Here is a 24188-nt window from a genome sequence, read left to right as displayed (position 1 = left end):
CTAGCATCAGGAGACGATCATGTGCACCGCGCGACTGCGACGCTGTCAGCCCATGTACCCCCTGCGCGCAGCCGGGCACGAACAGAGGGCAGAACCATGCCGCAAAACCAACGTCCATACCACGTCGCCGTCGTCGGTTCCGGGCCGTCGGGGTTCTTCGCCGCAGCGTCGCTGCTGAAGGCAGCCGACTCCTCCGACGAGATCGAGGTGGCCGTCGACATACTCGAGATGCTGCCGACCCCGTGGGGACTCGTGCGTTCCGGCGTCGCCCCCGACCACCCCAAGATCAAGTCGATCAGCAAACAGTTCGAGAAGACCGCCGAAGACCCTCGCGTCCGATTCTTCGGCAACGTGGTGGTGGGCGAACACGTCACCACCGCCGAGCTGACCGAACGCTATGACGCCGTCATCTACGCCATCGGGGCCCAATCCGACAAGCCGCTCAACATCCCCGGGGAGAACCTGCCCGGCAGCGTGGCCGCCGTCGATTTCGTCGGCTGGTACAACGCGCATCCGAACTTCGAACACTCGACACCGGATCTGTCGGGCCGTCGCGCCGTCGTCATCGGCAACGGCAACGTCGCGATCGACGTAGCCAGGATCCTGGTCACCGATCCCGAAGTGTTGGCCCTCACCGACATCGCCGACCACGCACTGGACTCACTGCGCCCGCGCGGGGTCGAGGAAGTGGTGATCATCGGTCGGCGCGGGCCGCTGCAGGCCGCATTCACGACTCTGGAGTTGCGCGAGCTCGGTGAGCTCGAAGGGGTCGACGTGGTGGTTGACCCGGCCCAGCTGGAGGGCATCAGCGACGCGGATGCGGAGGCGGCCGGCAAGGGGATCAAGCAGAACATCAAGGTGTTGCGCGGCTACACCGAGCGCGCACCACGTCCAGGTCACCGCCGAATCGTGTTCAAGTTCATGACTTCGCCGGTCGAAATCAAAGGCACCGACCGGGTGGAGCAGATCGTGCTCGGCCACAACGAACTCGTTACCGATGAGGACGGGTGGGTGTCAGCCAAGGACACCGGAGAGCGAGAGGAACTGCCGGTTCAGCTGGTCGTGCGATCGGTTGGCTACCGCGGGGTCCCCACCCCCGGGCTGCCGTTTGACCAGAAACGCGGGATCATCCCCAACACCGCCGGCCGGGTGCAAGGCAGCAGCAACGAGTACGTCGTGGGCTGGATCAAGCGCGGACCGACCGGGGTGATCGGGACCAACAAGAAAGATTCCCAGGACACCGTCGACACCTTGATGGCCGACCTGACGGCCGCCGAGCTCAACACGTTCCCCAGCAGCCACACCGCCGACCTTGCCGACTGGCTGAGTTCACGCCAGCCGGAGCTGGTCACCGCCGAGCACTGGAAATCCATTGACCACTTCGAACGAGCCGCCGGCGAGGCCCTCGGACGTCCGCGCGTGAAACTGCCGAACGTGACCGAGATGCTGCGCATCGGGCACGCCTGATCAACGGTCGAGAAGCACCCCGGGGTTGAGAATCCCGGCCGGGTCCAGTGCGGTCTTGGCCGCGCGCAACGCCGCCATAAAGGGATCGGGGCGCTGCCGGTCATACCAGGGCCGGTGATCGCGGCCGACGGCGTGGTGGTGGGTGATGGTGCCGCCGGTCGTGCTGATCGCTTCCGAAACGGCTGCCTTGATCTCGTCCCCATTGCGCATCCAGGGATCCCCAGCGCCCCGCCGCGTAGACGCCGTAATAGGGGGCCGGACCATCCGGATAGACGTGGGTGAAGCGGCAGGTCACCAACCCGACGCCACAGACCCGCTCGATCGCCGCGCGGGCCGCGTCGGTGACGGCGGCGTGCAGGGCGTCGAATCCGTCCCAGGTGCATGCGGTTTCGAAGGTTTCGGCGATCACACTGCGCCGGGCCAGAGCGTCGCGCTGGTAGGGCATCCGCAGGAACGCCGAACGCCATGCCTGAGAGACGTCAGAGCCACTCTGCGCCGCGGCGGCTTGGCGGGTCTCGCGTCCACGCCGTGCGGTCACGGTGCCGCCGTAGCCGGCGGCTATCTCCACCGCCCGGTCCAGCCACGGGTCGATCGGATGATCGGCCGATTCAAAAGCCAGCACCAGCAGGCCGCCGCTGACCGCGGTACCGGTGTTGAGGAACGCCTCGGCCGGATCCAGCAGCCGGCAGTTCGTCGGATAGAGGCCCGCTTGCGCGATGGCGCGGGTCGCGGTGACCGCCCCCGCCCAATCGTCGAACTCGACCGATGCGGTGAGCTGCCATCGCGGGCGGTCCTGCAACCGCATCCACGCCTCGGTGATGATGCCCAGGGTGCCCTCGGAACCGAGGAACATCCGGTCCGGAGAGGGCCCCGAACCCGAGCCCGGCAGCCGCCGCGACTCGCCGACTCCCGCCGGACTGACCACCCGCATGGATTCGGTCAAGTCGTCGATGTGGGTGTAGAGCGTCGCGAAGTGCCCGCCCGCGCGAGTGGCAAGCCAGCCGCCCAGGCTGGAGAATCCGAAGGACTGCGGGAAATGGCGCAACGTGAGACCGTGCGGGCGGAGCTGATCTTCGATCGAGGGCCCCAGCGCGCCCGCCTGGATCCGTGCCGCCCGACTCACCCTGTCGATCTCGAGCACCGCACCCAGTGCACCGATGTCCACCGTGACCGCCGGCTGATCGAAGCGCGGCTCGACACCGCCGACCACCGAGCTGCCACCACCGTATGGGATCGCCGGAATCTGTTCTCGGGTACACCAATCCAGCACATCGACAACGTCCTGTTCGCTGCGCGGCCGCGCGATCAGGTCGGGCACATGGTCGAGGTGGCCCAGCAGGTTGCGGGTGACGTCGCGAAAAGCCTTGCCGCGCGCATGACCCGCACGATCTATCGGATCGGACGAGCAGATCCCCGCCAGCGATTCCGGCGGGCTGACCCGGGCCGCGGGCAGCGCGAGCGCGGCCGGGTCCGGCGGCTGATGATCGGAAAGGTCATGGCCGGGAAGCAACGCCGATACGCGCGATAACAACGCGTGCGTCTCCGCCTCGGTCAGAGCATCCTCGACGTTGCCCCAACCCCACCATGACCGCATCGTGGCGCGATCAGCGTTTGCGGACCACGACGGCAACACCGACGACCAGCACCACCAGGGCCGCGGCGATTGCCCAACCGGCACCAGCCAGCCACCAGATGACAGCCAACAGTGCCAGCGCCGGCGACAACACGAACAGCACCGTTGCGGGGTGCTGCTTGATCACCGCCAGCGCGCTCGTCGCGCGGACCCGATCGATTTCCTTGCCTGCCATGGGTTCAGCATGCCAGACAACGGCGCGATCAACCCCCTCTTCGCCTTCGTCGGCTGCGCTGTCGCGGAGCAGTTTTTCGGGGTGGTGGTAGGTGTTGGTTCTTGGCTGTCCATGGTCGAGGTGCGGCGGTGGCAGCCATTCGGTATCACCGTGGGCGTTCTTGCGAGTGCGCCAGCCCTGCTCGAGCAGTTTGTGGTCAGGCCCGCAGGCCAGAGTGAGTTGATCGATGTCGGTGCGCCCGCTGGTGGCCCACGCGGCGACATGATGCACCTCGCATTGATAGCCCGGCACATCACAGCCCGGACGGGTGCAACCACGGTCTTTGGCATACAACACCAGGCGTGCCCCGCAGTGGCCAGCCGTTTGGCGTGATACAGCCCCACCGCCTTGCCCCGATCAAACACCGCCAGATAGTGATGCGCGTGACGGGCCAACCGGATCACATCCGATATCGGCAACACGGTGCCGCCCCCGGTCAGCCCCCGACCGCAGGCCCTTTGCAGCTCACCAAGGGTGGTCGTCACGATGATGGAGGCAGGTAACCCGTTGTGCTGGCCCAAGTCTCCTGAGGCCACCAACGCCCGCACCGCAGCGTTGAGCCCATCATGGTGACGCTGCCCAACCGAACGCCGATCACGACTCACGGCGTCCGCACCGGCCGGGGCTTGCACCACCGGACTCTCGTCATCGGGGTTGCACATCCCCGGGGCCGCCAGCTTGGCCAGCACCGCATCCAACCCCGCCCGCGCTTCCGGGGTCAGCCAGCCGCTGATCCGCGACATCCCGTCGCGTCCCTGCCGCCCCAGAGTCAAGCCGCGTCGCCGCGCCCGATCCTCATCGCTATAGCGACCATCGGGATTCACACAATCCATCAACCGCTGCGCCAATTTGGCCAACTGATCGGGGCGGAACTGCCCCGCCAACCGCGCCAGATGCGCTTCGGCGCGCTCGCGGGTCTCTAGGTCCACCTCGGCGGGCACCTGGCCACAGAACTCCCGGATCACCCGCACATGACCCGCACCGATACGCCCCTGACGCACCGCGGAGGCGGTCGCACTCAATAACGGCGCCAGCTGTTCGCCCGTCAACGCCCGGCGCGGACCCAGATCAGCGGCCTCCCCCAGCCGCCGACTGGCTTCCCCGCGACTGACCCGTAACCGACCGGCCAACACCGCCGCCAGTTTCCCACCCAACTCCTGCTCACCGGCCTGCTCCCCCAGCTGATTGATCAGCGGATGCTCGATGCTGGGCAACCGACGCCGCGCAACCTCACAACGCTGCAACAACGCCAACCGCTCCGGCGTCGTCAACCCGTCAAAACACAAGTCCTGCAGCCGCGTCATCACCGCATCGAGCGCGTCGAAAGCCGCAACAACCCCTTCCCGGTTAATCGAACTCATGTTCGAATAATACGAGCGGCCACCGACAGAATCAGAGCCCGAGCGAGCAGCAACTCCACCCTGAACGCACAGTGGCACAAGGTATTTGCGCTGAATGACGAATGACCCTAGCCAGCCGCTCCAGGCCGTCCGTAGCCTCGAGGGTGTGGACATGGAGGTGCTCAAAACCGCAGTGCTGCTGGCCTGCCGGGCGCCATCGGTACACAACAGCCAACCGTGGCGGTGGGTGGCCGACCGCGACCGCGATTCCAGTTCCGAGGTCGTGGCTGTTCACCTGTTCGCCGATCGCGGCCGAACCGTTCCCGCCACAGACCATTCCGGCCGGGAAACCCTCATCAGCTGCGGGGCGGTGCTCGACCATCTGGGCGTAGCCATGACGGCGGCGGGCTGGCAACCCAGCATCACCCGCTTCCCCACCCCCGATGACCCCAACCATCTGGCCACGGTCGACTTCCGTCCCATCGAGGAAGTCACCGAGACCGAACTCAAACGGGCCGAGTCGATCCTGCAACGGCGCACCGATCGACTTGCGTTTGACCGTCCCCGCTACTGGGACCTGTTTGAAGGGGTGCTGAGGAACACCATCGACAACGACATCGCGATGCTCGACGTGCTCACCGACGAGCAACGGCCACAACTGGTGCAAGCGTCGCACCTCAGCGCGGCGCTACGGCGCGATGACTTGTCCTATCATGCCGAACTGGATTGGTGGACTTCACCGTTCGTGCTGACCGATGGCGTGCCACCGCTGGCGCTCGCTTCCGACACCGAGCGCCAGCGGGTAGACCTGAGCCGCGATTTTCCGGTTCGCAGTCACCAGGACCGCCGGCCCGAAATCACCTCGGACTGGTCGAAAATCCTTGTTCTATCCACCCCCGGCGACACTCGGGCCGACGTATTGCGGTGCGGTGAGGTGTTGTCCAGCGTTCTGCTCGAATGCACCATGGCCGGAATGGCAACGTGCACCTTGACGCATCTGATCGAGTCGAACGAAAGCCGCGACATCGTCGCCGACCTGATCGGCCGACGCGGCCAGCCGCAAGTCTTGATCCGCGCTGGGATCACTCCGCTGATCGAAGAAATTCCCGCTCCGACGCCGCGGCGAGGACTAGACAGTATTTTTGAAGTTCGCCAGAAGCCCGAGAAAGGTTGAAACGATGCCCGACCGACCAGTCACGTTTCTGTCTGACGATCAAAGCTGGAAGCTGCTGAGCAGCGCGGCGCTGGGCCGGTTGGTCACCAGCATCGCCGGCGAGCCGGAGATCTTCCCGGTCAACTACGTGGTGCAGGATCGCACCGTGCTGTTCCGCACCGCCGAGGGCACCAAACTGTTTCTCGCCGTGACGAGTAGCCCGGTCGCCTTTGAAGCTGACGATCACAGCGACACCGAAGGCTGGAGTGTGATCGTCAAGGGTCGCGCTCAGGTACTGAGAACCGACGCGGAGGTGCAAAAAGCAGAGCGCGCCAAACTGTCACCGTGGATCCCGACCTTGAAGTTGCACTACGTGCGGGTGATCCCGACCGGAATCACCGGACGGCACTTCAAGTTCGGCCCGGAGCCAGACCGCAACGACACCTTCGCCTGACCCCCTTCTGCGCCGAGCGTCACGCCAGCGTGGCGTTCGGCATGGAGCGTCACTCTGGCGTGACGCTCGGGGGGGCGTGACCTCAGCGGCCGACGAGTGCGTCGAGTTCGAGGGCATCCACTCCGTTGAGCCGGCGATGCATCGCCCAGGCGATCCTGGCGGCCTGAACTTTCGCATGCTCGGCCACCGGCCCGCGATACATCGCATCGACGGTGTCATTCCAAATGGTCAGCCAGCGGACGAAATGGCGGGCGCGCAGCGGGGTCTGGCGGTGTAGATCCCGGTGGGCCGTCAGCGCGCTACCACGATAACGACCGGCACGGAACAACACCGTCTCCCAGAAGTCGCACATGACCGGAAGGTGCGAGTCCAGTCCGCTCGACCGCAGTTCGGTAAACGGCTCCGCCAACACCTCGTCGTCCAAGGCTCGACCGTAGAACCGGCGCAACAGTGCCGCGACATCGGTGCGGTTTGCCAGGTCGCTAGCAGAATCGCCCATCCTCACACCACCAGTGACAACGGTCCGCGAGCGCGACGGGCCTTGCGCCGCTTGCTGATCGCCACCAGCCGGGCCACCGCGGCTTCGATCCCCCGCGCCAGCTGATCCACATCTGCAACCGCGTTGTAGTCGGTGAGAATGCCGAAGTACAGGTCGTCGGAGTAGCTGAGCATCGCGACGCCGGTGCGCAGGTGCATCGCCAGCGGCGGCACCGGGAATACCGCGGCCACTGGCCGACCCATGATCTGCAGTGGTTGGCGTGGCCCGGGCACATTCGTCGCCACCGTTGCGACTCCGCGTTGCGGTAGCCGCATCAAGACGCCAACGGTCCAGGCGGTCAGTGCGAACGGGATGCGATCAGCCAGAGATAGGAACAGGTTTCCGGCTGGGGCTGGCCGCTGGCCTTGGTTTGCCCCAACCGGGCATGCACCTTGCGCAACCGCTGAACCGGATCCTCCTCGTCCACGGGCAAGTTCGGCAACATCGCCGAGACCCGATTGTCGGTCTTGTCGAAGGCGTTGTCTGCCCGCACCGAAACCGGCACCAGTGTTCGCAACGAACCCTGCTGCGGCTGCTGGCCCCGCGCCAGCAGCACGTTGCGGTAACTCTCGGTAATGGCAGCCAGCGCAACGTCGTTGATGGTGACGTCGAATGTCTCACAAACCAGTTCGAGGTCGGCCATCGGCACCCGAGCCCCGCTGAACCGGCGCAGGTCGCTGAGCGGCCCGGTCAGCGCCGACGCCGCCGGGGTCAGCAGGCCGGTGACAAGTTCGCCCGACCCTTGGGCCAGGCGGACCACCCCTGAAGCGATCGCGGCGGGCGCATTCCACAGCCCACTCAGCCCGCTGCGGGGGCGGGCGGCGGCCGTTTTCGGCCGCTGCGCGGCGCGGCAGCGGGCCGAACCGTCAGCCGCGCCGCCACCATCGCGGTCGCATAGCCCGGTAAGTATGTGGGTTGCCGCGATCCCGTCGGCCATGCAGTGGTGCACCTTTGTCAGCATCGCCCACCGCTCTCCGGCGAGGCCCTCGATAACCCAGAGTTCCCACAGCGGCCGATCGCGGTCCAGGCGCCGCGCCATCACGTCGGCAACCAGCCGGTACAGCGCATCATCATCGCCGGGGTGGGGCAGCGCCACGCGCCGCACGTGCCGGGCGATGTCGAAGTCGGGGTCATCCACCCACTGTGGTGCGCCGAGGTCGAACGGGTACCGACGCAGTCGTTGGGCAAACCGCGGACAGGCGCGGATCCGCTCGGAGAACACCGACACCAGGTCATGCTGCTCGGGTACCGGCCCCTCGATGACGGCCAGGCCACCGATCGCCAGACTCACCCGCGGGTCCACATCTTCGGTCTTGAGGAACCCGCTATCGAGCGTCGTCAGATGGTTCATGAGCGCTCTTCCCAACCTCCCGCGGTTTATCTGCAACCCGCAGTACCACTATTCCGGTGCGGCCACGGCCCGGAGCAGGGCCAAAGGTCCCTCGTTGCCGGTGGCTTCATCCTCTGCCACGATCAGAGGTCGCACACCGATCCTTGACGTATGACAGCGATGGGACGGCTTGTCTGACCGGAAAGGCAGCGATGAACGCCCAATTCCCAGACGTGGGCACCCTGCGAACGGTCCTCACGCTGGCCACCCGCGCACCGTCCATTCACAACACGCAGCCGTGGCGCTGGCAGGTCACCTCGAGAAGTTTGGAGCTCTTCTCCGAACCGGATATGCAGCTGCACAGCACCGACCCGGACGGCCGCGACCTGATCATCAGCTGCGGCGTCGCACTGCATCACTGCGTCGTCGCCCTGGCGTCGATGGGCTGGCAAGCCACGGTGACCCGCATTCCCGACCCGGACAACTCCCGTCATCTGGCGAGCCTCGAGCTGCAGGCGAAGCCACCGGATCAGGGCGACATCGCGCTTGCGGCGGCCATCCCGCGGCGGCGAACGGACCGGCGGGCCTACAGTTCCTGGCCAGTGGCCGCCGGCGACATCGCCCAGATGGCGGCCCGGGTAGCCCGCTGCGACGTAGCGCTGCGCCAGGTCGAAGCGCTGGACAAGATGCGCGAAGTTGTGGCGCAGGCGGTCTGGGACCACGCCACCAATGACGAGTACATGCGCGAACTCACCACGTGGAGTGGACGATACGGCGCGGTAGCCGGAGTTCCGGCCCGCAATACGCCCCCATCGGATCAGGACGCCCCGATTCCCGGACGCCTTTTCGCTGGGCCGGGGCTGGCCCAGCCGTCGGGGGTCTCACCGGCCGCCGACAGCGCCGTGATCCTGGCGCTGGGCACCGAGGAAGATGACCGGGCATCAAGACTTCGCGCGGGCGAGGCGACCAGCGCTGTCCTGTTGACCGCGACGGCGATGGGGTTGGCCTCCTGTCCCATCACCGAACCGCTGGAGGTCCACAAGACCCGCCAAGCGATTCGCAAGGATGTGTTCGGCGGCAGTGCCTACCCGCAAATGCTGCTGCGAGTCGGTTGGGCACCGATCAATGCCGATCCACTGCCGGCGACGCCGCGTCGCAACCTTTCCCGGGTGGTCGAATGGCCCGAACAACTATTGGATGAGCGGGGCTGACCAGCGCAACAACGTTCCGCCGCCGGCGGCCGGGCTTTCGATGGTGAACTGGCCGCCAGCCTCCTGGGCGCGCCGCCGCAGATTCGTCAGCCCGCTACTGGTGTACGTCTTGGGCATCCCGCGCCCGTTGTCACTGACCTCGATGCACAAGTCGTCGTCGACCTTGACCCGAACGGTCAAGGTGGTGGCCTGCGCGTGCCGGACCGCGTTGCTGACCGCTTCCCTGACCACCGCCTCGGCGTGGTCGGCGAGCACGTTGTCAACCACCGACAGCGGCCCGATGAATTGGACGGTGGTGCGCAATCCCGAGCTGCCGAACGCAGCGACGGCGGCATCGATTCGCTGCCGTAACCGAGTGACGCCCTGCGATGACCCATGCAGGTCGAAGATGGTCGTTCTGATTTCCTGGATCACCCCCTGCAGGTCATCGATCACTTCTGAAAGCCGTTGCTGCACTTTTGGTTCACGCGTTCGCGGCACACTGCCCTGCAACGCCAGACCGATGGCGAACAACCGCTGAATCACGTGATCGTGGAGGTCGCGTGCGATGCGATCACGCTCGGTCATCACGTCAAGTTCGCGCATTCGCCGCTGCGAGGTGGCGAGCTGCAGGGCCAGCGCGGCCTGGTCGGCAAAGGCGGCCATCATCTCCAGCTGCTCTTCGGTGACCGACTCCGGACTGCTGGGATGCAGCAGCACCACGACACCTGCCACGGCATCGGTGGCGCGCAGCGGCAGGACCAGCGCCGGACCCATGTCGCCCAGTTCGTCCACATCCTCGACAGCGATCTTGTCGACTTGCCGTGGAGCGCTGTCGAGCAAGACCTCCGCCAGGGCGGTACCTGCTACCGCGATGGTGCACCCCTCGGCCGCAGCCACCGCATTGCCAACCGTTTCAATCACCAGTAGCTGTGCCACCTCGGAAGCGGGCACGTCCTCATCGACGGGAATGGCCACCAGCGCGGCGTCGGCCGACGTGAGCTTGAGCGCCTCCTCGGCGACGAGCCGAAACACACTCGCCGGTTCGGTGCCGGACAACAGTTCGGTGGCGATGTCACGGGTGGCCCCGATCCACGCCTGTCGCGCTTTGGCCTGTTCGTAGAGGCGCGCGTTGGCGATTGCGATACCGGCCGCCGCCGCCAGTGCCTGTACCAGCAATTCGTCGTCGTCGCTGAACGGTTGCCCGTTGGTCTTGTCGGTCAGGTACAGGGTGCCCAGCGACACGTCGCGCACCCGAACCGGAACCCCGAGGAAGGTCCGCATCGGCGGGTGATGCGACGGAAAGCCGATCGAGGCCGGGTGCTGGGAAATATCTTCCAGCCGTAGGGGTTTGGGCTCATCGATGAGAAGACCGATGATGCCCAGGCCCTCGGGCAGGTGGCCGATACGGGCAACCGTGTCCTCGTCGATGCCCTCATAGACGAACTGCAACACGCGCTTATCCCGATCGTGCACCTCCAGGGCGCAATATCGAGCGTCGACAAGATTGGTGGCCGAGTGCACGATCGTGCGCAAGGTGGCGTCCAACTCCAGGCCCGAGGTGACCACGAGCATAGCCTCCACCAGTCCGTCGAGACGGTCGCGGCCCTCGACGATCTGCTCGACCCGTTCCTGCACCTCGACCAGCAGCTCACGCAGCCGCAGCTGAGACAGCGTGAGGCGCAACGGACGTAGACCGTCACCTGAGGGCACGCCCAGGGATGGACCTGCATCCTGCGGATGTGGTTCGTCGGTCATGGCCGCGCCGCCTATCGATGGCCTGCCGAGCGCGCGCGCTTCAACTCCGCGGCGAACACCGCGGCCTGCGTCCGGCGCTCCATCCCCAGTTTGGCCAGCAGCCGCGAAACGTAGTTCTTCACCGTCTTCTCGGCCAGGAACATCCGGTCGGCGATCTGCTTGTTGGTGAGCCCCTCGCTGAGCAACCCCAGCAACGTCCGCTCCTGATCGGTAAGGCCGGACAGCGGGTCCGGCCTCTCGACAACGCCGCGCAATCGGGACATCAGTGCGGCCGCGGCACGGTTGTCCAACAGCGAGCGCCCCGCACCGACCTCTTTGATGGCTCGAGCCAATTCCATCCCCTTGATGTCCTTGACAACATATCCGCTGGCTCCCGCCAGGATGGCATCCAGCATCGCCTCATCGGAGGTGTAGGACGTGAGGATCAGACAGCGCAGATTCGGCATGCGAGACAACAGGTCACGGCACAGTTCGATGCCGTCTCCGTCGGGCAACCTGACGTCGAGCACCGCGACGTCGGGATTGGCCGCGGGAATCCTGGCCATCGCCTCCGACACCGAACCCGCCTCACCGACGACGTCAAGTTGGGGATCGGCGTCGAGCAGGTCGATCAGGCCGCGCCGCACCACCTCATGATCATCGACCAAGAAGACCGTTACCAACGGACCACTCCCCGCTCTGCTGCCTACAGGTTGCCGCTACGGACCGTCAGGACCGAGCATCCAGCGCCGTACACGCTGCACACCTGGGCTGCGTGCGAATCCGTGACGTACAGTTCGTCCGGCTTGGCATTGGCAGCCATGTAGCGGCAGGCATGTCCGGCGATGATCGCCGACTCCACCCGAACATCGGAGTATAGCCGTGTCCATCGGATCAGCCGCCGGGTCAGTTGCGCTGTCGCCAAACGGTTTCCGTCCTCACTCCCGTGACCTGTGGCAACGCGTGAGGAGATGGCCCGTAATGGGACATTGCGCAGCCTGGCCTCCTCGAATGCATGCCGTAGCACCGAGCCGTTGTCCACTTCCGCGACGACTTCGCCGACCTTGGGCGCCCCCGCAGCACCCGCGGGTGACTGAATGACGGCCACCGGGCACAACGCCGAACCGGCCAGAGTTCCCGCCACCGAGCCCTCGCCCCGGCGTGCGTGGTTGAGTCCGATCGACCCGACACAGACCATTACCGCCGTGCGAGACTCCTCCAGCAGCTTGGTAAGCGGCCGTCCCCACAGAATCTCGGTTTCGATCTTGACCGGTTGTCCGGTTGCCTCGACGGCGCGCTGAACGTCGAACAGCGCCGCGCGCGCGGCGCTTTGCCGGCCATCTCGATCACCGGCAGGAGCCTGCGCGGGATCGATGATGTACACCAAGCGCACGGGGATATCGCGGCTGACCGCCTCATCGACTGCCCACACAGCCGCATGGGTGGACGCCCGCGATCCATCGATACCGACGACGATTGCCGGGGCTGCCTGGTTGCTCATCGTGGCCTCCTCTACTGGGCCGCTCGGCTAGTCAATACGTTATCGGCGGCGGGCCAGAGTTCCCAGAGGCGTTGGTCCCGATTCCAGTGCCATTGGTCCCTACGAATCCGGCCGTAGTGAGAACACAGCTACTAAAGCGACAACAGACGAATTGGGGGTTCCCGCAGGGCTCCGGCGTTGTTGATTAGCAGGCTTGTGAGCTGGGGAATTGTGGATTGAGGAGGTCTAGGCGGCGGTTGGCGGTCAAAGCGGTGATCCGGCAGGCTTCGGCGATGTTGTCGGCGCCGTTGAGGCGGTGCAGATTGATCGCGGTGTTGCGTAGCGTTGCTAGGACCTGTGCGCCGTTTCCGGTATGTGCCCTTTGACGGTCTTCGTCGAAGGTGACGTCGCGTATCCAGTGCAGGCTGTTCTCGATTCCCCAGTGTTGACGCATCCAGGTCATGATCGCGGTAGGGCGGGCGTGCTCGAACGGCAGGCTGCAGATGGCATAGACCACCTCCACGCTGCGCTGGTCGGTGGCGGTGATCAAACGTTCACGAGTGATCCGGATGATTTGTTTTGCGTAGGGGAAGCCGATTCCTCGTGCAGCGGTGATGATTTGCAGGGTGCGGGTCTCGACACGGCCGTGGCCGCGGGAGTCGTCGGTAGCGGCTGCGGGCACCTCGGCCCAGGGCAGCGCGGTGATACGCGCAAGTATTTTGGCTTGGTTGGACTTGACGATCATCAGGTAGTGCGACTTCAAGGTGGCGCAGATCAACTTCGCGGTGACGACCTGGGTATGCATCGCATCCACGGTGACCAGCCACCGCAAGCTACCCGGCAGCAGCGTGAGCAGGGCACGTACGCAGGGAATTTCATTGCTTTTCTCGGCGACAGCGAGTTGACCGAGCACCAATCGGGCACGGTGGGCGAACACCGACACGAGATGCGTGGCTGTCGCTTTGGCGCGTAAAGGCACCACGCAGCATCTTGCCGTCCAACGCGATCGGCACCAATCCACTGGGGTCGCTGCTGGCCACGTGTGCAGTGAAGTAACTGCCCATCCTGGCGTTGAGGTCGGCGGGGTCTAGCCGAGACAAAACAGCGCGGAAGGTCTTCTCACTGGGCCGCCGGAACCGGACCCCTAATTAGGCCAACACATCATCGGGAGCGGTGGCCGCCCATGTGGCAAAACCAGCATAGCCGCGCATCCCCGCGGCAGTGGCCAGAACCGCGATCGCCAACAAAGCCATCAGCGAATACCTCCGACCGCGTGGGTCCCTCGGGTCTGGCACCGAGGCCAACACATCGAGAAACTCCGATCCGATGAGCTCGCTGCGCTCACCAGGACTCCAGCGGTCGAACACCTCTGGAACCGACGACACAGGCAATACTGAAACGGTAGGCACGGGCAACTCCAGACCAACGACGAACAGTAACCAACTCGATCGTTCTCCAGATAGCCCGTGCCTACACTCCGGCCCCAATAGCGCGGCACCAAAGATCATCAACCCAGCTCACAAGCCTGCTAATCAACAACGCCGGAGCCCTGGGGGTTCCCGTGTCTCATCCACGCATGAGCGCTCCACAGACACCCGAGAATTACGTTCATCGCCAACTGGCGGAACGCAATGACGGTGCAATCACGCGGCAATAAACATCGCCTGGCGACTTCCGGTGCACAAGCATGCATCACGGCCCGGTAGGTTGGCAATGGGTCAGTTCCCAACACCGGCCCAACCGCGATGGCGGGGCACGCCCGGGGGCGGTGCGTGCCCGCTGCGAGTTCGACATCCGCTGGGCCCTCCCGGCCCAGTGGAGCTGGGCTTTCCGCCTCCCCGTTCGTCGATGCGGCCCGACTCGGCCAAGCGCGCGGCAACGGGCAGCAAACAGCCCTGAGCCCCAGCTAGCCGGCACGGCAAACCGGAACCATGCGCCGGAGACAAGCCGGCCGGCAAACGTCGCATGATCGTTTAGATTCAACGTGACCAAAAGTCAACAAACGACTCACGGCCAACGCAGCGAATACCCAATAGCGCCCTTTAATAGCCGCTATACAGCTATCCCACAGTGCAATTTCAGGTGCAAGCGGCGCCTGTCCCGCAAATTGCCGCGCACTGGCGCGACCGCCGGCCGGTTGTAAGCTCGGCGCGACGCTAGCCAGCTCCCACTCGGACGCGAATTCAGCGTTTCGCACCCCGGCAGTTGCTTAGCGCTTGTGACCCTCCCGAGCAGGGCTCCGGCGTTGTTGATTAGCAGGCTTGTGAGCTGGGGAATTGTGGATTGAGGAGGTCTAGGCGGCGGTTGGCGGTCAAAGGGGTGATCCGGCAGGCTTCGGCGATGTTGTCGGCGCCGTTGAGGCGGTGCAGATTGATCGCGGTGTTGCGTAGCGTTGCTAGGACCTGTGCGCCGTTTCCGGTATGTGCCCTTTGACGGTCTTCGTCGAAGGTGACGTCGCGTATCCAGTGCAGGCTGTTCTCGATTCCCCAGTGTTGACGCATCCAGGTCATGATCGCGGTAGGGCGGGCGTGCTCGAACGGCAGGCTGCAGATGGCATAGACCACCTCCACGCTGCGCTGGTCGGTGGCGGTGATCAAGCGTTCACGAGTGATCCGGATGATTTGTTTTGCGTAGGGGAAGCCGATTCCTCGTACAGCGGTGATGATTTGCAGGGTGCGGGTCTCGACACGGCCGTGGCCGCGGGAGTCGTCGGTAGCGGCTGCGGGCACCTCGGCCCAGGGCAGCGCGGTGATACGCGCAAGTATTTTGGCTTGGTTGGACTTGACGATCATCAGGTAGTGCGACTTCAAGGTGGCGCAGATCAACTTCGCGGTGACGACCTGGGTATGCATCGCATCCACGGTGACCAGCCACCGCAAGCTACCCGGCAGCAGCGTGAGCAGGGCACGTACGCAGGGAATTTCATTGCTTTTCTCGGCGACAGCGAGTTGACCGAGCACCAATCGGGCACGGTGGGCGAACACCGACACGAGATGCGTGGCTGTCGCTTTGGCGCGTAAAGCACCACGCAGCATCTTGCCGTCCAACGCGATCGGCACCAATCCACTGGGGTCGCTGCTGGCCACGTGTGCAGTGAAGTAACTGCCCATCCTGGCGTTGAGGTCGGCGGGGTCTAGCCGAGACAAAACAGCGCGGAAGGTCTTCTCACTGGGCCGCCGGAACCGGACCCCTAATTGGGCCAACACATCATCGGGAGCGGTGGCCGCCCATGTGCAGGGCTCCGGCGTTGTTGATTAGCAGGCTTGTGAGCTGGGTTGATGATCTTTGGTGCCGCGCTATTGGGGCCGGAGTGTAGGCACGGGCTATCTGGAGAACGATCGAGTTGGTTACTGTTCGTCGTTGGTCTGGAGTTGCCCGTGCCTACCGTTTCAGTATTGCCTGTGTCGTCGGTTCCAGAGGTGTTCGACCGCTGGAGTCCTGGTGAGCGCAGCGAGCTCATCGGATCGGAGTTTCTCGATGTGTTGGCCTCGGTGCCAGACCCGAGGGACCCACGCGGTCGGAGGTATTCGCTGATGGCTTTGTTGGCGATCGCGGTTCTGGCCACTGCCGCGGGGATGCGCGGCTATGCTGGTTTTGCCACATGGGCGGCCACCGCTCCCGATGATGTGTTGGCCCAATTAGGGGTCCGGTTCCGGCGGCCCAGTGAGAAGACCTTCCGCGCTGTTTTGTCTCGGCTAGACCCCGCCGACCTCAACGCCAGGATGGGCAGTTACTTCACTGCACACGTGGCCAGCAGCGACCCCAGTGGATTGGTGCCGATCGCGTTGGACGGCAAGATGCTGCGTGGTGCTTTACGCGCCAAAGCGACAGCCACGCATCTCGTGTCGGTGTTCGCCCACCGTGCCCGATTGGTGCTCGGTCAACTCGCTGTCGCCGAGAAAAGCAATGAAATTCCCTGCGTACGTGCCCTGCTCACGCTGCTGCCGGGCAGCTTGCGGTGGCTGGTCACCGTGGATGCGATGCATACCCAGGTCGTCACCGCGAAGTTGATCTGCGCCACCTTGAAGTCGCACTACCTGATGATCGTCAAGTCCAACCAAGCCAAAATACTTGCGCGTATCACCGCGCTGCCCTGGGCCGAGGTGCCCACAGCCGCTACCGACGACTCCCGCGGCCACGGCCGTGTCGAGACCCGCACCCTGCAAATCATCACCGCTGCACGAGGAATCGGCTTCCCCTACGCAAAACAAATCATCCGGATCACTCGTGAACGCTTGATCACCGCCACCGACCAGCGCAGCGTGGAGGTGGTCTATGCCATCTGCAGCCTGCCGTTCGAGCACGCCCACCCTACCGCGATCATGACCTGGATGCGTCAACACTGGGGAATCGAGAACAGCCTGCACTGGATACGCGACGTCACCTTCGACGAAGACCGTCAAAGGGCACATACCGGAAACGGCGCACAGGTCCTAGCAACGCTACGCAACACCGCGATCAATCTGCACCGCCTCAACGGCGCCGACAACATCACCGAAGCCTGCCGGATCACCCCTTTGACCGCCAACCGCCGCCTAGACCTCCTCAATCCACAATTCCCCAGCTCACAAGCCTGCTAATCAACAACGCCGGAGCCCTGGGGCAAGCCTGAACCGAAGGTCGCCCGCATGCCACGCGCACGAGGCCCGCCACCGATTGGCGGACGTCACCTGCCCCTGGCGGCGACTGGCGCCTGATTGCGCCTGGTTAAGCCCGTCACGACGCCCAACTGCCGCGGGCGCGCCAACCCACCGCGGGTGGCATTTCACGTGATTCGCACATTTTGCGTCAATCCCCCACCGCAATTGCGGAAATTCTAGATATTTGAGTAACCCCAGCCCACCACAACGGCCGCCGACGACGCCGCCGCCGATCGCGAAGGGTTCAACACTCACATCAACTAAGGAGCTGTGTACCAATGGATTTCTCGCTATTACCGCCGGAAGTAAACTCCGCCCGCATGTACACCGGCCCTGGTTCGGGCTCCCTGCTGGCGGCCGCGGCCAGCTGGGATGCGCTGGCAGCCGAGCTGGGTACCACGGCCGAAACATGTGGGTCGATCCTGACGGGTCTGACCGACTTGAGTTGGCGTGGCCCGGCATCGGAATCGATGGCGGCCAGCGCCGCCCCCTATGTCGGCTGGCTGTATCGGACGGCCGAGCAGACGCAGCAGGCCGCAATCCAGGCCAGGACGGCAGCGTTGGCCTTCGAGCAGGCATACGCCATGACCGTGCCGCCACCCCTGGTCGCGGCCAACCGCGCGCAGCTGCTGGTGCTGATCGCGACGAACTTCTTCGGACAGAACACCTCGGCGATCGCGGCTAACGAGGCGCAGTATGCGGAGATGTGGGCCCAGGACGCCGCGGCGATGTACGGCTATGCCACCACCTCGGCGGCAGCGGGCATGCTGACGCCGTTCTCTTCTCCGAACCAGGCAACCAGCCCGGCTGGGCTTGCCGCGCAAAGCACCGCGGTCACCCAAGCCAATGCCACCGCCGCCGCCACAGATCCGATTACCCAACTGGTTTCGTCGCTGACTCAGTCGCTGGGGGCAATACAGGCGATACCGAGCATCCTCCCCGATGACTTCACGATCCTCGACGGCGTCTTCAGCGCCTATGCGACGGTCGGCGTCACGCAGGACATCGAGTCGTTCTGCGCCGGGGTCATCGGCGCCGAGAACAACTTGGGCTTGATCGGCTCATCAGAAAATCCTGCCGAGGTAACGCCCAGCGATTTTGGGCTCGGCTCGCTGATTTCGTCAACCGCTCCCGCCAGCGCCGCCTCCGGCGGCGGGCTGGGCAGTGCGGTGGCCGCCAGCGTCGGACGGTCGGGCTCGATCGGCCAATTGTCGGTTCCGCCCAGCTGGTCCGCGCCGTCGGCGCGGATGGTCTCGGCGCTGTCGCCGTCCGGGCTGACCACGATCCCGGGGACCGAGGAGGCTGCCGCCGCGGGTTCACCGGGCTTTCCGGGCATGGTCGCGCCGCCCGCAACACGGGCCTCGGGCGTGCTGCCCCGCTACGGCGTCCGGCTCACCGTGATGGCACACCCCCCGGCGGCCGGGTGAGATCGCGTGCCAAGCCCGCTAGTCCTCGGGCGGTTCTTCGAGCGCGAAGTTCCAATTGTCGGGGTTCTTGGGGGAATACACGACCGACAGCACCTGCCCGGTGGACGGCCACTGATCTACGTCAACGGCCATCCGCCCATACACCGTGTATTCGTTGACGGTTGGCCCGTTGATGACGCCGGTGATGGTCACGTACTGCTCGCCGACGGCGTCGTCTGGCCGCGGGCTCACTCCGGTCACCAACAAGGTGCCGCTGGCCAGGGCACCGCGGGGACCACGAGGAAGGAACCGCGGGGCAAGAAACGCCAAGAGCACCGCGACCAATATGAGCAACACGCCGAATTCCCATCCCACGCCGCCATGGTAGGACTGCTGGCATGAGTGAGCAGGATCTGCACCTTGCGCTGGCACTCGCCGACCGTGCCGACGCAGTGACGCGCGCCCGATTCCAGGCGCTCGACCTGCGGGTAGACACCAAACCGGACCTGACCCCGGTCACCGACGCAGACCGGGCGGTCGAGACTGAAATACGTGCGGCGCTGCAACGTGAGCGCCCCGGCGACAGCGTCTTGGGCGAGGAATACGGCGGTACCACGACCCTGCGCGGACGCCAGTGGATCATCGACCCGATAGACGGCACCAAGAACTTCGTCCGCGGGGTGCCGGTGTGGGCCAGCCTGATCGCGTTGCTCGAAGACGGCGTCCCATCCATCGGGGTGGTCAGCGCCCCCGCATTGCAGCGACGATGGTGGGCCGGACGGGGTCAGGGCGCCTTCACCGCGGTCCAGGGTGGACCGCCGCGCCGGATAGCGGTTTCTTCTGTGGCAGAACTGAATTCGGCCAGTCTCTCCTTCTCCAGCCTGTCCGGGTGGGCCCAACTCGGATTGCGCGGACAATTCGTCGACCTGACCGATGCGGTATGGCGCGTGCGCGCCTACGGCGACTTCTTCTCTTACTGCCTGCTCGCTGAAGGGGCCATCGACATCGCCGCCGAACCGGAGGTGTCGGTGTGGGATCTGGCCCCGCTGGACATTTTGGTGCGTGAGGCCGGCGGGCAATTCAGCAGCCTGGCCGGCACCCCCGGCCCGCACGGCGGCAGCGCCGTGGCGAGCAACGGCCTGCTGCACGAACAGGTCCTCAACCGGCTTCGCAGCGACCGGGTGTGAATTAACTAACAGGCCCCTATCTATCTTACTCAGGAGTAAGATACGGTTATCGCACTGCCCCAACGACAGAGGCTTGCTGACATGACCGAAACACTTCCCGCCCCTTCCGCCAAGCGCTCTCGCTCACGCGACGACCGCCAAACCTCGCTGGGGATGCAACCCCACAAACGAACCGGAATCGACGTGGCACTGGCATTCCTTACCCCGATCATCGGCCAGGAATTTCTGGACAAGTACAACCTGCGCGATCCGCTGAACCGGGGCCTGCGCTACGGGGTGAAGACCATGTTCTCCACCTCCGGCAAGGCGAACCGTCAATTCCAGCGGGTACAGAACCTGCGCGGCGGCGGCCCGGTCCGGCTCAAGTCCAGCGGCAAGGACTACTTCGACCTCACGCCCGACGACGACCAGAAGATGATCGTCGAGACGGTGCAGGAGTTCGCCGCTGAGATCCTGCGTCCGGCCGCTCACGACGCCGACGAAGCCATCAGCTATCCCGCCGATCTCATCGCCAAGGCCGCCGAACTGGGCATCACCGCGATCAACATTCCCGAGGACTTCGACGGGATCGCCGAGCAGCGCTCCACGGTGACCAACGCGTTGGTGGCCGAGGCCCTGGCCTACGGCGACATGGGGCTGGCGCTGCCGATCCTGGCGCCCGGCGGCGTGGCATCGGCACTGACCCATTGGGGCAGCGCCGACCAGCAGGCCACCTACCTCAGCGAGTTCGCCGGCGACAATGTCCCGCAGGCCTGCGTGGCCATCGCCGAGCCGCAACCGCTGTTCGATCCCACCCGGCTGAAGACCACCGCGGTGCGCACCCCGTCCGGTTACCGCCTCGATGGCGTGAAGTCCTTGGTTCCCGCTGCGGCCGACGCCGAATTGTTCATCGTCGCCGCCCAGCTCGACGGCAAGCCGGCACTGTTCATCGTGGAGTCCTCGGCCGCCGGACTGATCGTCAAGGCGGACCCGAGCATGGGCATTCGCGCCGCCGCCTTGGGCCAGATCGAACTCTCCAAGGTTTCGGTACCGCTGAGCGCCCGGCTGGGTGAGGATCAGGCCACCGACGCCGACTACTCGGAGGCCATCGCCCTGGCCAGGCTGGGCTGGGCCGCGCTGGCCGTCGGCACCTCGCACGCGGTGCTCGACTACGTCATCCCCTACGTCAAGGAGCGCGAAGCCTTCGGCGAGCCAATCGCGCGTCGTCAAGCCGTTGCGTTCATGTGCGCCAACATCGCCATCGAGCTCGACGGTCTGCGGTTGATCACCTGGCGCGGCGCGTCACGGGCTGAGCAGGGTCTGCCGTTCGCCCGCGAGGCCGCACTGGCCAAGCGGCTCGGTTCCGACAAGGGCATGCAGATCGGCCTGGACGGCGTGCAGCTGCTGGGCGGGCACGGCTACACCAAGGAGCACCCGGTCGAGCGCTGGTACCGCGACCTGCGGGCCATCGGCGTCGCCGAGGGCGTAGTCGTCATCTAGTCCGCAACCAGTCGTCAACCAAGACTTTCCGGCCTTTCAAGCGAAAGATCAATCATGGCAATCAATTTAGAAATCCCGCGCAAGCTACAAGCGATCATCACCAAGACCCACCAGGGCACGGCGGAGCTGATTCGACCGATCGCGCGCAAGTACGACCTCAAGGAACACGCGTACCCGGTCGAGCTGGACACCCTCATCACGTTGTTTGAGGGAGCCTCGGAGTCCTACAACTTCGCCGGAGCCGACGCGCTGCGCGGCTCCGAAGACAGCAAGGACGAGAACCACAACGGCGCCAACATGGCGGCCCTGGTGCAGACCATGGAAGCCAGCTGGGCCGACGTCGCGATGATGCTCTCGATTCCCTACCAGGGCCTGGGCAATGCCGCGATCTCGGCGGTGGCCACCGACGAGCAACTGGAGCGCCTCGGCAAGGTGTGGGCGGCGATGGCCATCACCGAGCCGGCCTTCGGCTCCGACTCGGCCGCCGTGTCGACCACGGCCACCCTCGACGGCGACGAGTACGTGATCAACGGCGAGAAGATCTTTGTCACCGCGGGATCGCGCGCCACTCACATCGTGGTCTGGGCCACCCTCGACAAGTCGAAGGGCCGGGCGGCGATCAAGTCGTTCATCGTGGCACGCGAACATCCCGGCGTCATCGTCGAACGGCTCGAGCACAAACTCGGCATCAAGGGTTCCGACACCGCCGTAATCCGCTTTGACAACGCGCGCATCCCCAAAGACAACCTGTTGGGCAAGCCGGAAATCGAAGTGGGCAAGGGTTTCTCCGGGGTCATGGAAACCTTTGACAACACTCGCCCGATCGTGGCCGCCATGGCTGTCGGCATTGGCCGCGCCGCCTTGGAGGAGATCCGCAAGATCCTCACCGATGCCGGCATCGACATCGACTACGACCGGCCCGCGTACACCCAGAGTGCCGCCGCGGCCGAGTTCCTGCGGATGGAAGCCGATTGGGAAGCCAGCTACCTGCTTTCGCTGCGCGCGGCATGGCAGGCGGACAACAAGATCCCCAACTCCAAGGAAGCCTCGATCAGTAAGGCCAAGGCTGGCCGGATGGCCAGTGACGTCACCCTCAAGGTGGTCGAGCTGGCCGGCACCACTGGCTATTCCGAGCAGCTGCTGTTGGAGAAGTGGGGCCGCGACTCCAAGATCCTGGACATCTTCGAGGGCACCCAACAGATCCAGCAGCTGGTTGTCGCTCGTCGACTGCTGGGCATGTCGTCCGCCGAGCTCAAGTAGCCCGGGGATTCAGTCGAGCACCCCGTCATGCAGGTCGGCAAACAGTTCGATGTTGCGGCTGTAGTCGACGGGCACATCGATGAGCGTGACGCCGGGTTCGGCCAGCGACATCCGGAACACTTCGGCGAACTGGTCCATGCTGTGGATCCGGATTCCCTTGGCTCCAAAGGCTTTGGCGTAGTGGACCACGTCGTAGTCGGCTAGCTCGACACCCGATGTGCGGCCGTATTTGAGCACTTCCTGGAAACCAACCATGTCGTAGCTGTTGTCGCGCATGATGACGTGGGTGAGATCTAGCCCCAGCCGGGTTGCGGTCTCCAGCTCCTGCGCGCTGAACAGGAAGCCGCCGTCACCGGACACTGACACCACTTGGGTGCCGGGGCGCACCATCGCGGCGGCCATGGCGCGCGGGAGTGCGACTCCGAGCGTCTCCTGTCCATCGGAGAACAACAGCCGGCGTGGTTGATACACCCGGACGTGCCGAGCCATATAGATATAGTGCGACCCCACGTCGCATGCGATGGTGGCGTCATCATCAACCAGGTCACGGATCTTGAGGACCACGGCCGCCGGGTTCAGACCTTGTGCACCGTCGGGATGGTTGCGGGCTTGCTCATCGGTACGGCGCAGCGCCGCACGCTGGTCGGCCTGGGCGGCGTTCGCCTCATCCGAGGATCGCAGGCCATCGACTCGCCGAGTCAACTCGGTCAGGGTCGCGGCGATGTTGCCGCGCAGCTCCAGCGTTGGCTGATAGTGGTTGTCGACCTCGGCGGGCACTTCATCGATGTGGATGAGCGTCCTGGTCGGATCGGTGTTCCACAGCCGCGGGTCGTATTCGACGGGGTCGAAGCCGATGGTCACCAGCACATCGGCATGCCCCATCAGGATGTCGCCCGGCTGATTGCGGAAGAGTCCGACGCGGCCGACAAAACGATTCTCGAGTTCGCGCGATACCACCCCGGCGGCCTGGAATGTCTCCACGACGGGCAGATCGGTGGCGGCCAGCAAGGCACGCAACGCCGCACACGGTGCCGGGTCGCCGACCCGAAGTCCGACAAACAGCACCGGCCGCTCGGCGGCACGAATCAGCTTGGCCGCCTCCGCGATTGATTCGGGCGGCGCCGCGCCAAGTGTGGCCACCCGAGTGGGGCGCACGATGGCGGCGGTGGTCGGCGCGCTGGACACGTCGGCGGGCAACACCACCGCCGCCGCGCCGCGTGGAACCGTCACCGCCGCCCGGATCGCGTTGGCGACGGTTTCGGGCACGTTGTCAGGGTCGGTGACCTCGCCGGTGTACTTGGTGAAGGGCTTGAGCGCCGCGACGGCATCCATCGACTGATGGGTGCGCTTGAGTCGGTCGGCGCGGGTAACGGCACCGCAGATCGCGACCATCGGATCCTGCTCGGTGGTCGCGGTGACCAGGCCGGTGGCCAGATTGGTGGTGCCCGGCCCCGAAGTCACCAGCGCGGCCCCCGGGGTGCCGGTCAGCCGACCGACGGCGGCCGCCATGAACGCTGCGTTCTGTTCGTGGCGACAGACCACCACCTCGAGTTCGCTGTCGCGCAACGCATCGAATACCGAGTCGATCTTGGCCCCGGGCACACCGAAGAGGTATCGGACCCCGTAGGCGCTCAATGTCTCGACCACCCGTTGCGCCGAGCGCACGCCGCCGTCGCTCAT

General features: G+C 65.2%; 16 protein-coding genes and 5 pseudogenes. 9 read left to right on the top strand and 12 right to left on the bottom strand.

Annotated features, from left to right (window positions below; genetic code table 11):
• Positions 1-96 precede the first annotated feature (96 nt).
• Complete coding sequence (locus CKW46_RS10350; RefSeq protein WP_020732280.1) at positions 97-1467, top strand: FAD-dependent oxidoreductase; 1371 nt, start codon at positions 97-99, stop codon at positions 1465-1467.
• Here the strand turns inward: CKW46_RS10350 and CKW46_RS10345 are convergent.
• From CKW46_RS10345 to CKW46_RS10335, 3 genes and pseudogenes are all read right to left on the bottom strand, one after another.
• Positions 1468-3061: pseudogene (locus CKW46_RS10345) on the bottom strand (FAD-binding oxidoreductase).
• Between the two features lie 10 nt (positions 3062-3071).
• Positions 3072-3275, bottom strand: a complete 204-nt coding sequence (locus tag CKW46_RS10340; protein ID WP_015354976.1) for a hypothetical protein — start codon at positions 3273-3275, stop codon at positions 3072-3074.
• Between the two features lie 45 nt (positions 3276-3320).
• Positions 3321-4675: pseudogene (locus CKW46_RS10335) on the bottom strand (HNH endonuclease signature motif containing protein); the annotation flags it as partial.
• A gap of 151 nt (positions 4676-4826) precedes the next feature.
• Between CKW46_RS10335 and CKW46_RS10330 the strand changes: the two are divergent.
• Both CKW46_RS10330 and CKW46_RS10325 read left to right on the top strand, forming a co-directional pair.
• Positions 4827-5828, top strand: a complete 1002-nt coding sequence (locus CKW46_RS10330; protein ID WP_482053123.1) for an Acg family FMN-binding oxidoreductase — start codon at positions 4827-4829, stop codon at positions 5826-5828.
• A 4-nt stretch (positions 5829-5832) separates the two neighbouring features.
• Positions 5833-6261 carry a pyridoxamine 5'-phosphate oxidase family protein gene (locus CKW46_RS10325; RefSeq protein WP_011740385.1) on the top strand — a complete coding sequence of 143 codons (429 nt, stop codon included), beginning with the start codon at positions 5833-5835 and terminating at the stop codon, positions 6259-6261.
• An 82-nt stretch (positions 6262-6343) separates the two neighbouring features.
• On the opposite strand, the gene CKW46_RS10320 is transcribed toward CKW46_RS10325, so the two are convergent.
• Both CKW46_RS10320 and CKW46_RS10315 read right to left on the bottom strand, forming a co-directional pair.
• Positions 6344-6760 (bottom strand): group III truncated hemoglobin, encoded by a 417-nt coding sequence (locus tag CKW46_RS10320; RefSeq protein WP_015354972.1) that lies wholly within the window; start codon positions 6758-6760, stop codon positions 6344-6346.
• A 2-nt stretch (positions 6761-6762) separates the two neighbouring features.
• Positions 6763-8150: pseudogene (locus CKW46_RS10315) on the bottom strand (WS/DGAT/MGAT family O-acyltransferase).
• A 191-nt stretch (positions 8151-8341) separates the two neighbouring features.
• Between CKW46_RS10315 and CKW46_RS10310 the strand changes: the two are divergent.
• Complete coding sequence (locus tag CKW46_RS10310; RefSeq protein ID WP_012393359.1) at positions 8342-9340, top strand: Acg family FMN-binding oxidoreductase; 999 nt, start codon at positions 8342-8344, stop codon at positions 9338-9340.
• On the opposite strand, the gene CKW46_RS10305 is transcribed toward CKW46_RS10310, so the two are convergent.
• The 5 genes and pseudogenes from CKW46_RS10305 to CKW46_RS10285 form a co-directional block, all read right to left on the bottom strand.
• Positions 9320-11077: a GAF domain-containing sensor histidine kinase gene (locus CKW46_RS10305; protein WP_015354970.1), complete on the bottom strand. Its 1758-nt coding sequence runs from the start codon at positions 11075-11077 to the stop codon at positions 9320-9322. The genes CKW46_RS10310 and CKW46_RS10305 overlap by 21 nt on opposite strands.
• Positions 11078-11088: 11 nt before the next feature.
• Entirely contained in the window at positions 11089-11739 is a 651-nt protein-coding gene (gene dosR / locus CKW46_RS10300; protein WP_011740390.1) for a hypoxia response regulator transcription factor DosR/DevR, read from the bottom strand.
• Positions 11740-11762: 23 nt separating this feature from the next.
• Entirely contained in the window at positions 11763-12557 is a 795-nt protein-coding gene (locus tag CKW46_RS10295) for a universal stress protein (protein WP_117436745.1), read from the bottom strand.
• 184 nt (positions 12558-12741) lie between these two features.
• A pseudogene (locus CKW46_RS10290) lies at positions 12742-13945 on the bottom strand (ISAs1-like element IS2404/ISMul1 family transposase).
• Between the two features lie 843 nt (positions 13946-14788).
• A pseudogene (locus tag CKW46_RS10285) lies at positions 14789-15769 on the bottom strand (ISAs1-like element IS2404/ISMul1 family transposase); the annotation flags it as partial.
• Between the two features lie 144 nt (positions 15770-15913).
• Here CKW46_RS10285 and CKW46_RS10280 point away from each other — a divergent pair.
• Together CKW46_RS10280 and CKW46_RS10275 are read left to right on the top strand one after the other, a co-directional pair.
• Positions 15914-17116, top strand: coding sequence for an ISAs1-like element IS2404/ISMul1 family transposase (locus CKW46_RS10280; protein ID WP_482053392.1), 1203 nt, complete (start codon positions 15914-15916; stop codon positions 17114-17116).
• Positions 17117-17454: 338 nt separating this feature from the next.
• A complete protein-coding gene (locus CKW46_RS10275; protein ID WP_012393355.1) occupies positions 17455-18603 on the top strand; it encodes a PPE family protein in 1149 nt (382 codons plus the stop codon).
• 18 nt (positions 18604-18621) lie between these two features.
• Here CKW46_RS10275 and CKW46_RS10270 read toward each other — a convergent pair whose 3' ends face one another.
• Positions 18622-18957: a hypothetical protein gene (locus CKW46_RS10270; protein ID WP_041298926.1), complete on the bottom strand. Its 336-nt coding sequence runs from the start codon at positions 18955-18957 to the stop codon at positions 18622-18624.
• A 23-nt stretch (positions 18958-18980) separates the two neighbouring features.
• On the opposite strand from CKW46_RS10270, the gene hisN reads away from it, so the two are divergent.
• The 3 genes from hisN to CKW46_RS10255 all read left to right on the top strand — a co-directional run bounded on the left by hisN (position 18981) and on the right by CKW46_RS10255 (position 22508).
• Positions 18981-19769: a histidinol-phosphatase gene (gene hisN, locus CKW46_RS10265; RefSeq protein ID WP_015354964.1), complete on the top strand. Its 789-nt coding sequence runs from the start codon at positions 18981-18983 to the stop codon at positions 19767-19769.
• An 81-nt stretch (positions 19770-19850) separates the two neighbouring features.
• A complete protein-coding gene (locus CKW46_RS10260) occupies positions 19851-21248 on the top strand; it encodes an acyl-CoA dehydrogenase family protein (RefSeq protein WP_015354963.1) in 1398 nt (465 codons plus the stop codon).
• 54 nt (positions 21249-21302) lie between these two features.
• On the top strand, positions 21303-22508 hold the full coding sequence (locus CKW46_RS10255; protein ID WP_015354962.1) for an acyl-CoA dehydrogenase family protein: 1206 nt from the start codon (positions 21303-21305) through the stop codon (positions 22506-22508).
• Between the two features lie 9 nt (positions 22509-22517).
• On the opposite strand, the gene alsS is transcribed toward CKW46_RS10255, so the two are convergent.
• Positions 22518-24188: an acetolactate synthase AlsS gene (alsS, locus tag CKW46_RS10250; RefSeq protein ID WP_015354961.1), complete on the bottom strand. Its 1671-nt coding sequence runs from the start codon at positions 24186-24188 to the stop codon at positions 22518-22520.

Origin of the sequence: Mycobacterium liflandii (genome assembly GCF_022354805.1) — a bacterium.
In the GTDB taxonomy this organism is placed as follows: domain Bacteria; phylum Actinomycetota; class Actinomycetes; order Mycobacteriales; family Mycobacteriaceae; genus Mycobacterium; species Mycobacterium marinum.
The sequence above is the reverse complement of the archived record's forward strand: the minus strand, read 5'-3'. Positions and strand labels throughout refer to the sequence as shown.

What these genes read in the sequence shown, in the direction of transcription:
- CKW46_RS10260 (WP_015354963.1), top strand. Translation starts at nt 19,851, where the DNA reads ATGACCGAAACACTTCCCGCCCCTTCCGCCAAGCGCTCTCGCTCACGC.
- CKW46_RS10305 (WP_015354970.1), bottom strand. Translation starts at nt 11,077, where the DNA reads ATGACCGACGAACCACATCCGCAGGATGCAGGTCCATCCCTGGGCGTG.
- CKW46_RS10340 (WP_015354976.1), bottom strand. Translation starts at nt 3,275, where the DNA reads ATGGCAGGCAAGGAAATCGATCGGGTCCGCGCGACGAGCGCGCTGGCG.
- alsS (WP_015354961.1), bottom strand. Translation starts at nt 24,188, where the DNA reads ATGAGCGACGGCGGCGTGCGCTCGGCGCAACGGGTGGTCGAGACATTG.
- CKW46_RS10325 (WP_011740385.1), top strand. Translation starts at nt 5,833, where the DNA reads ATGCCCGACCGACCAGTCACGTTTCTGTCTGACGATCAAAGCTGGAAG.
- CKW46_RS10320 (WP_015354972.1), bottom strand. Translation starts at nt 6,760, where the DNA reads ATGGGCGATTCTGCTAGCGACCTGGCAAACCGCACCGATGTCGCGGCA.
- CKW46_RS10310 (WP_012393359.1), top strand. Translation starts at nt 8,342, where the DNA reads ATGAACGCCCAATTCCCAGACGTGGGCACCCTGCGAACGGTCCTCACG.
- hisN (WP_015354964.1), top strand. Translation starts at nt 18,981, where the DNA reads ATGAGTGAGCAGGATCTGCACCTTGCGCTGGCACTCGCCGACCGTGCC.
- CKW46_RS10275 (WP_012393355.1), top strand. Translation starts at nt 17,455, where the DNA reads ATGGATTTCTCGCTATTACCGCCGGAAGTAAACTCCGCCCGCATGTAC.
- CKW46_RS10330 (WP_482053123.1), top strand. Translation starts at nt 4,827, where the DNA reads ATGGAGGTGCTCAAAACCGCAGTGCTGCTGGCCTGCCGGGCGCCATCG.
- CKW46_RS10350 (WP_020732280.1), top strand. Translation starts at nt 97, where the DNA reads ATGCCGCAAAACCAACGTCCATACCACGTCGCCGTCGTCGGTTCCGGG.
- CKW46_RS10255 (WP_015354962.1), top strand. Translation starts at nt 21,303, where the DNA reads ATGGCAATCAATTTAGAAATCCCGCGCAAGCTACAAGCGATCATCACC.
- CKW46_RS10295 (WP_117436745.1), bottom strand. Translation starts at nt 12,557, where the DNA reads ATGAGCAACCAGGCAGCCCCGGCAATCGTCGTCGGTATCGATGGATCG.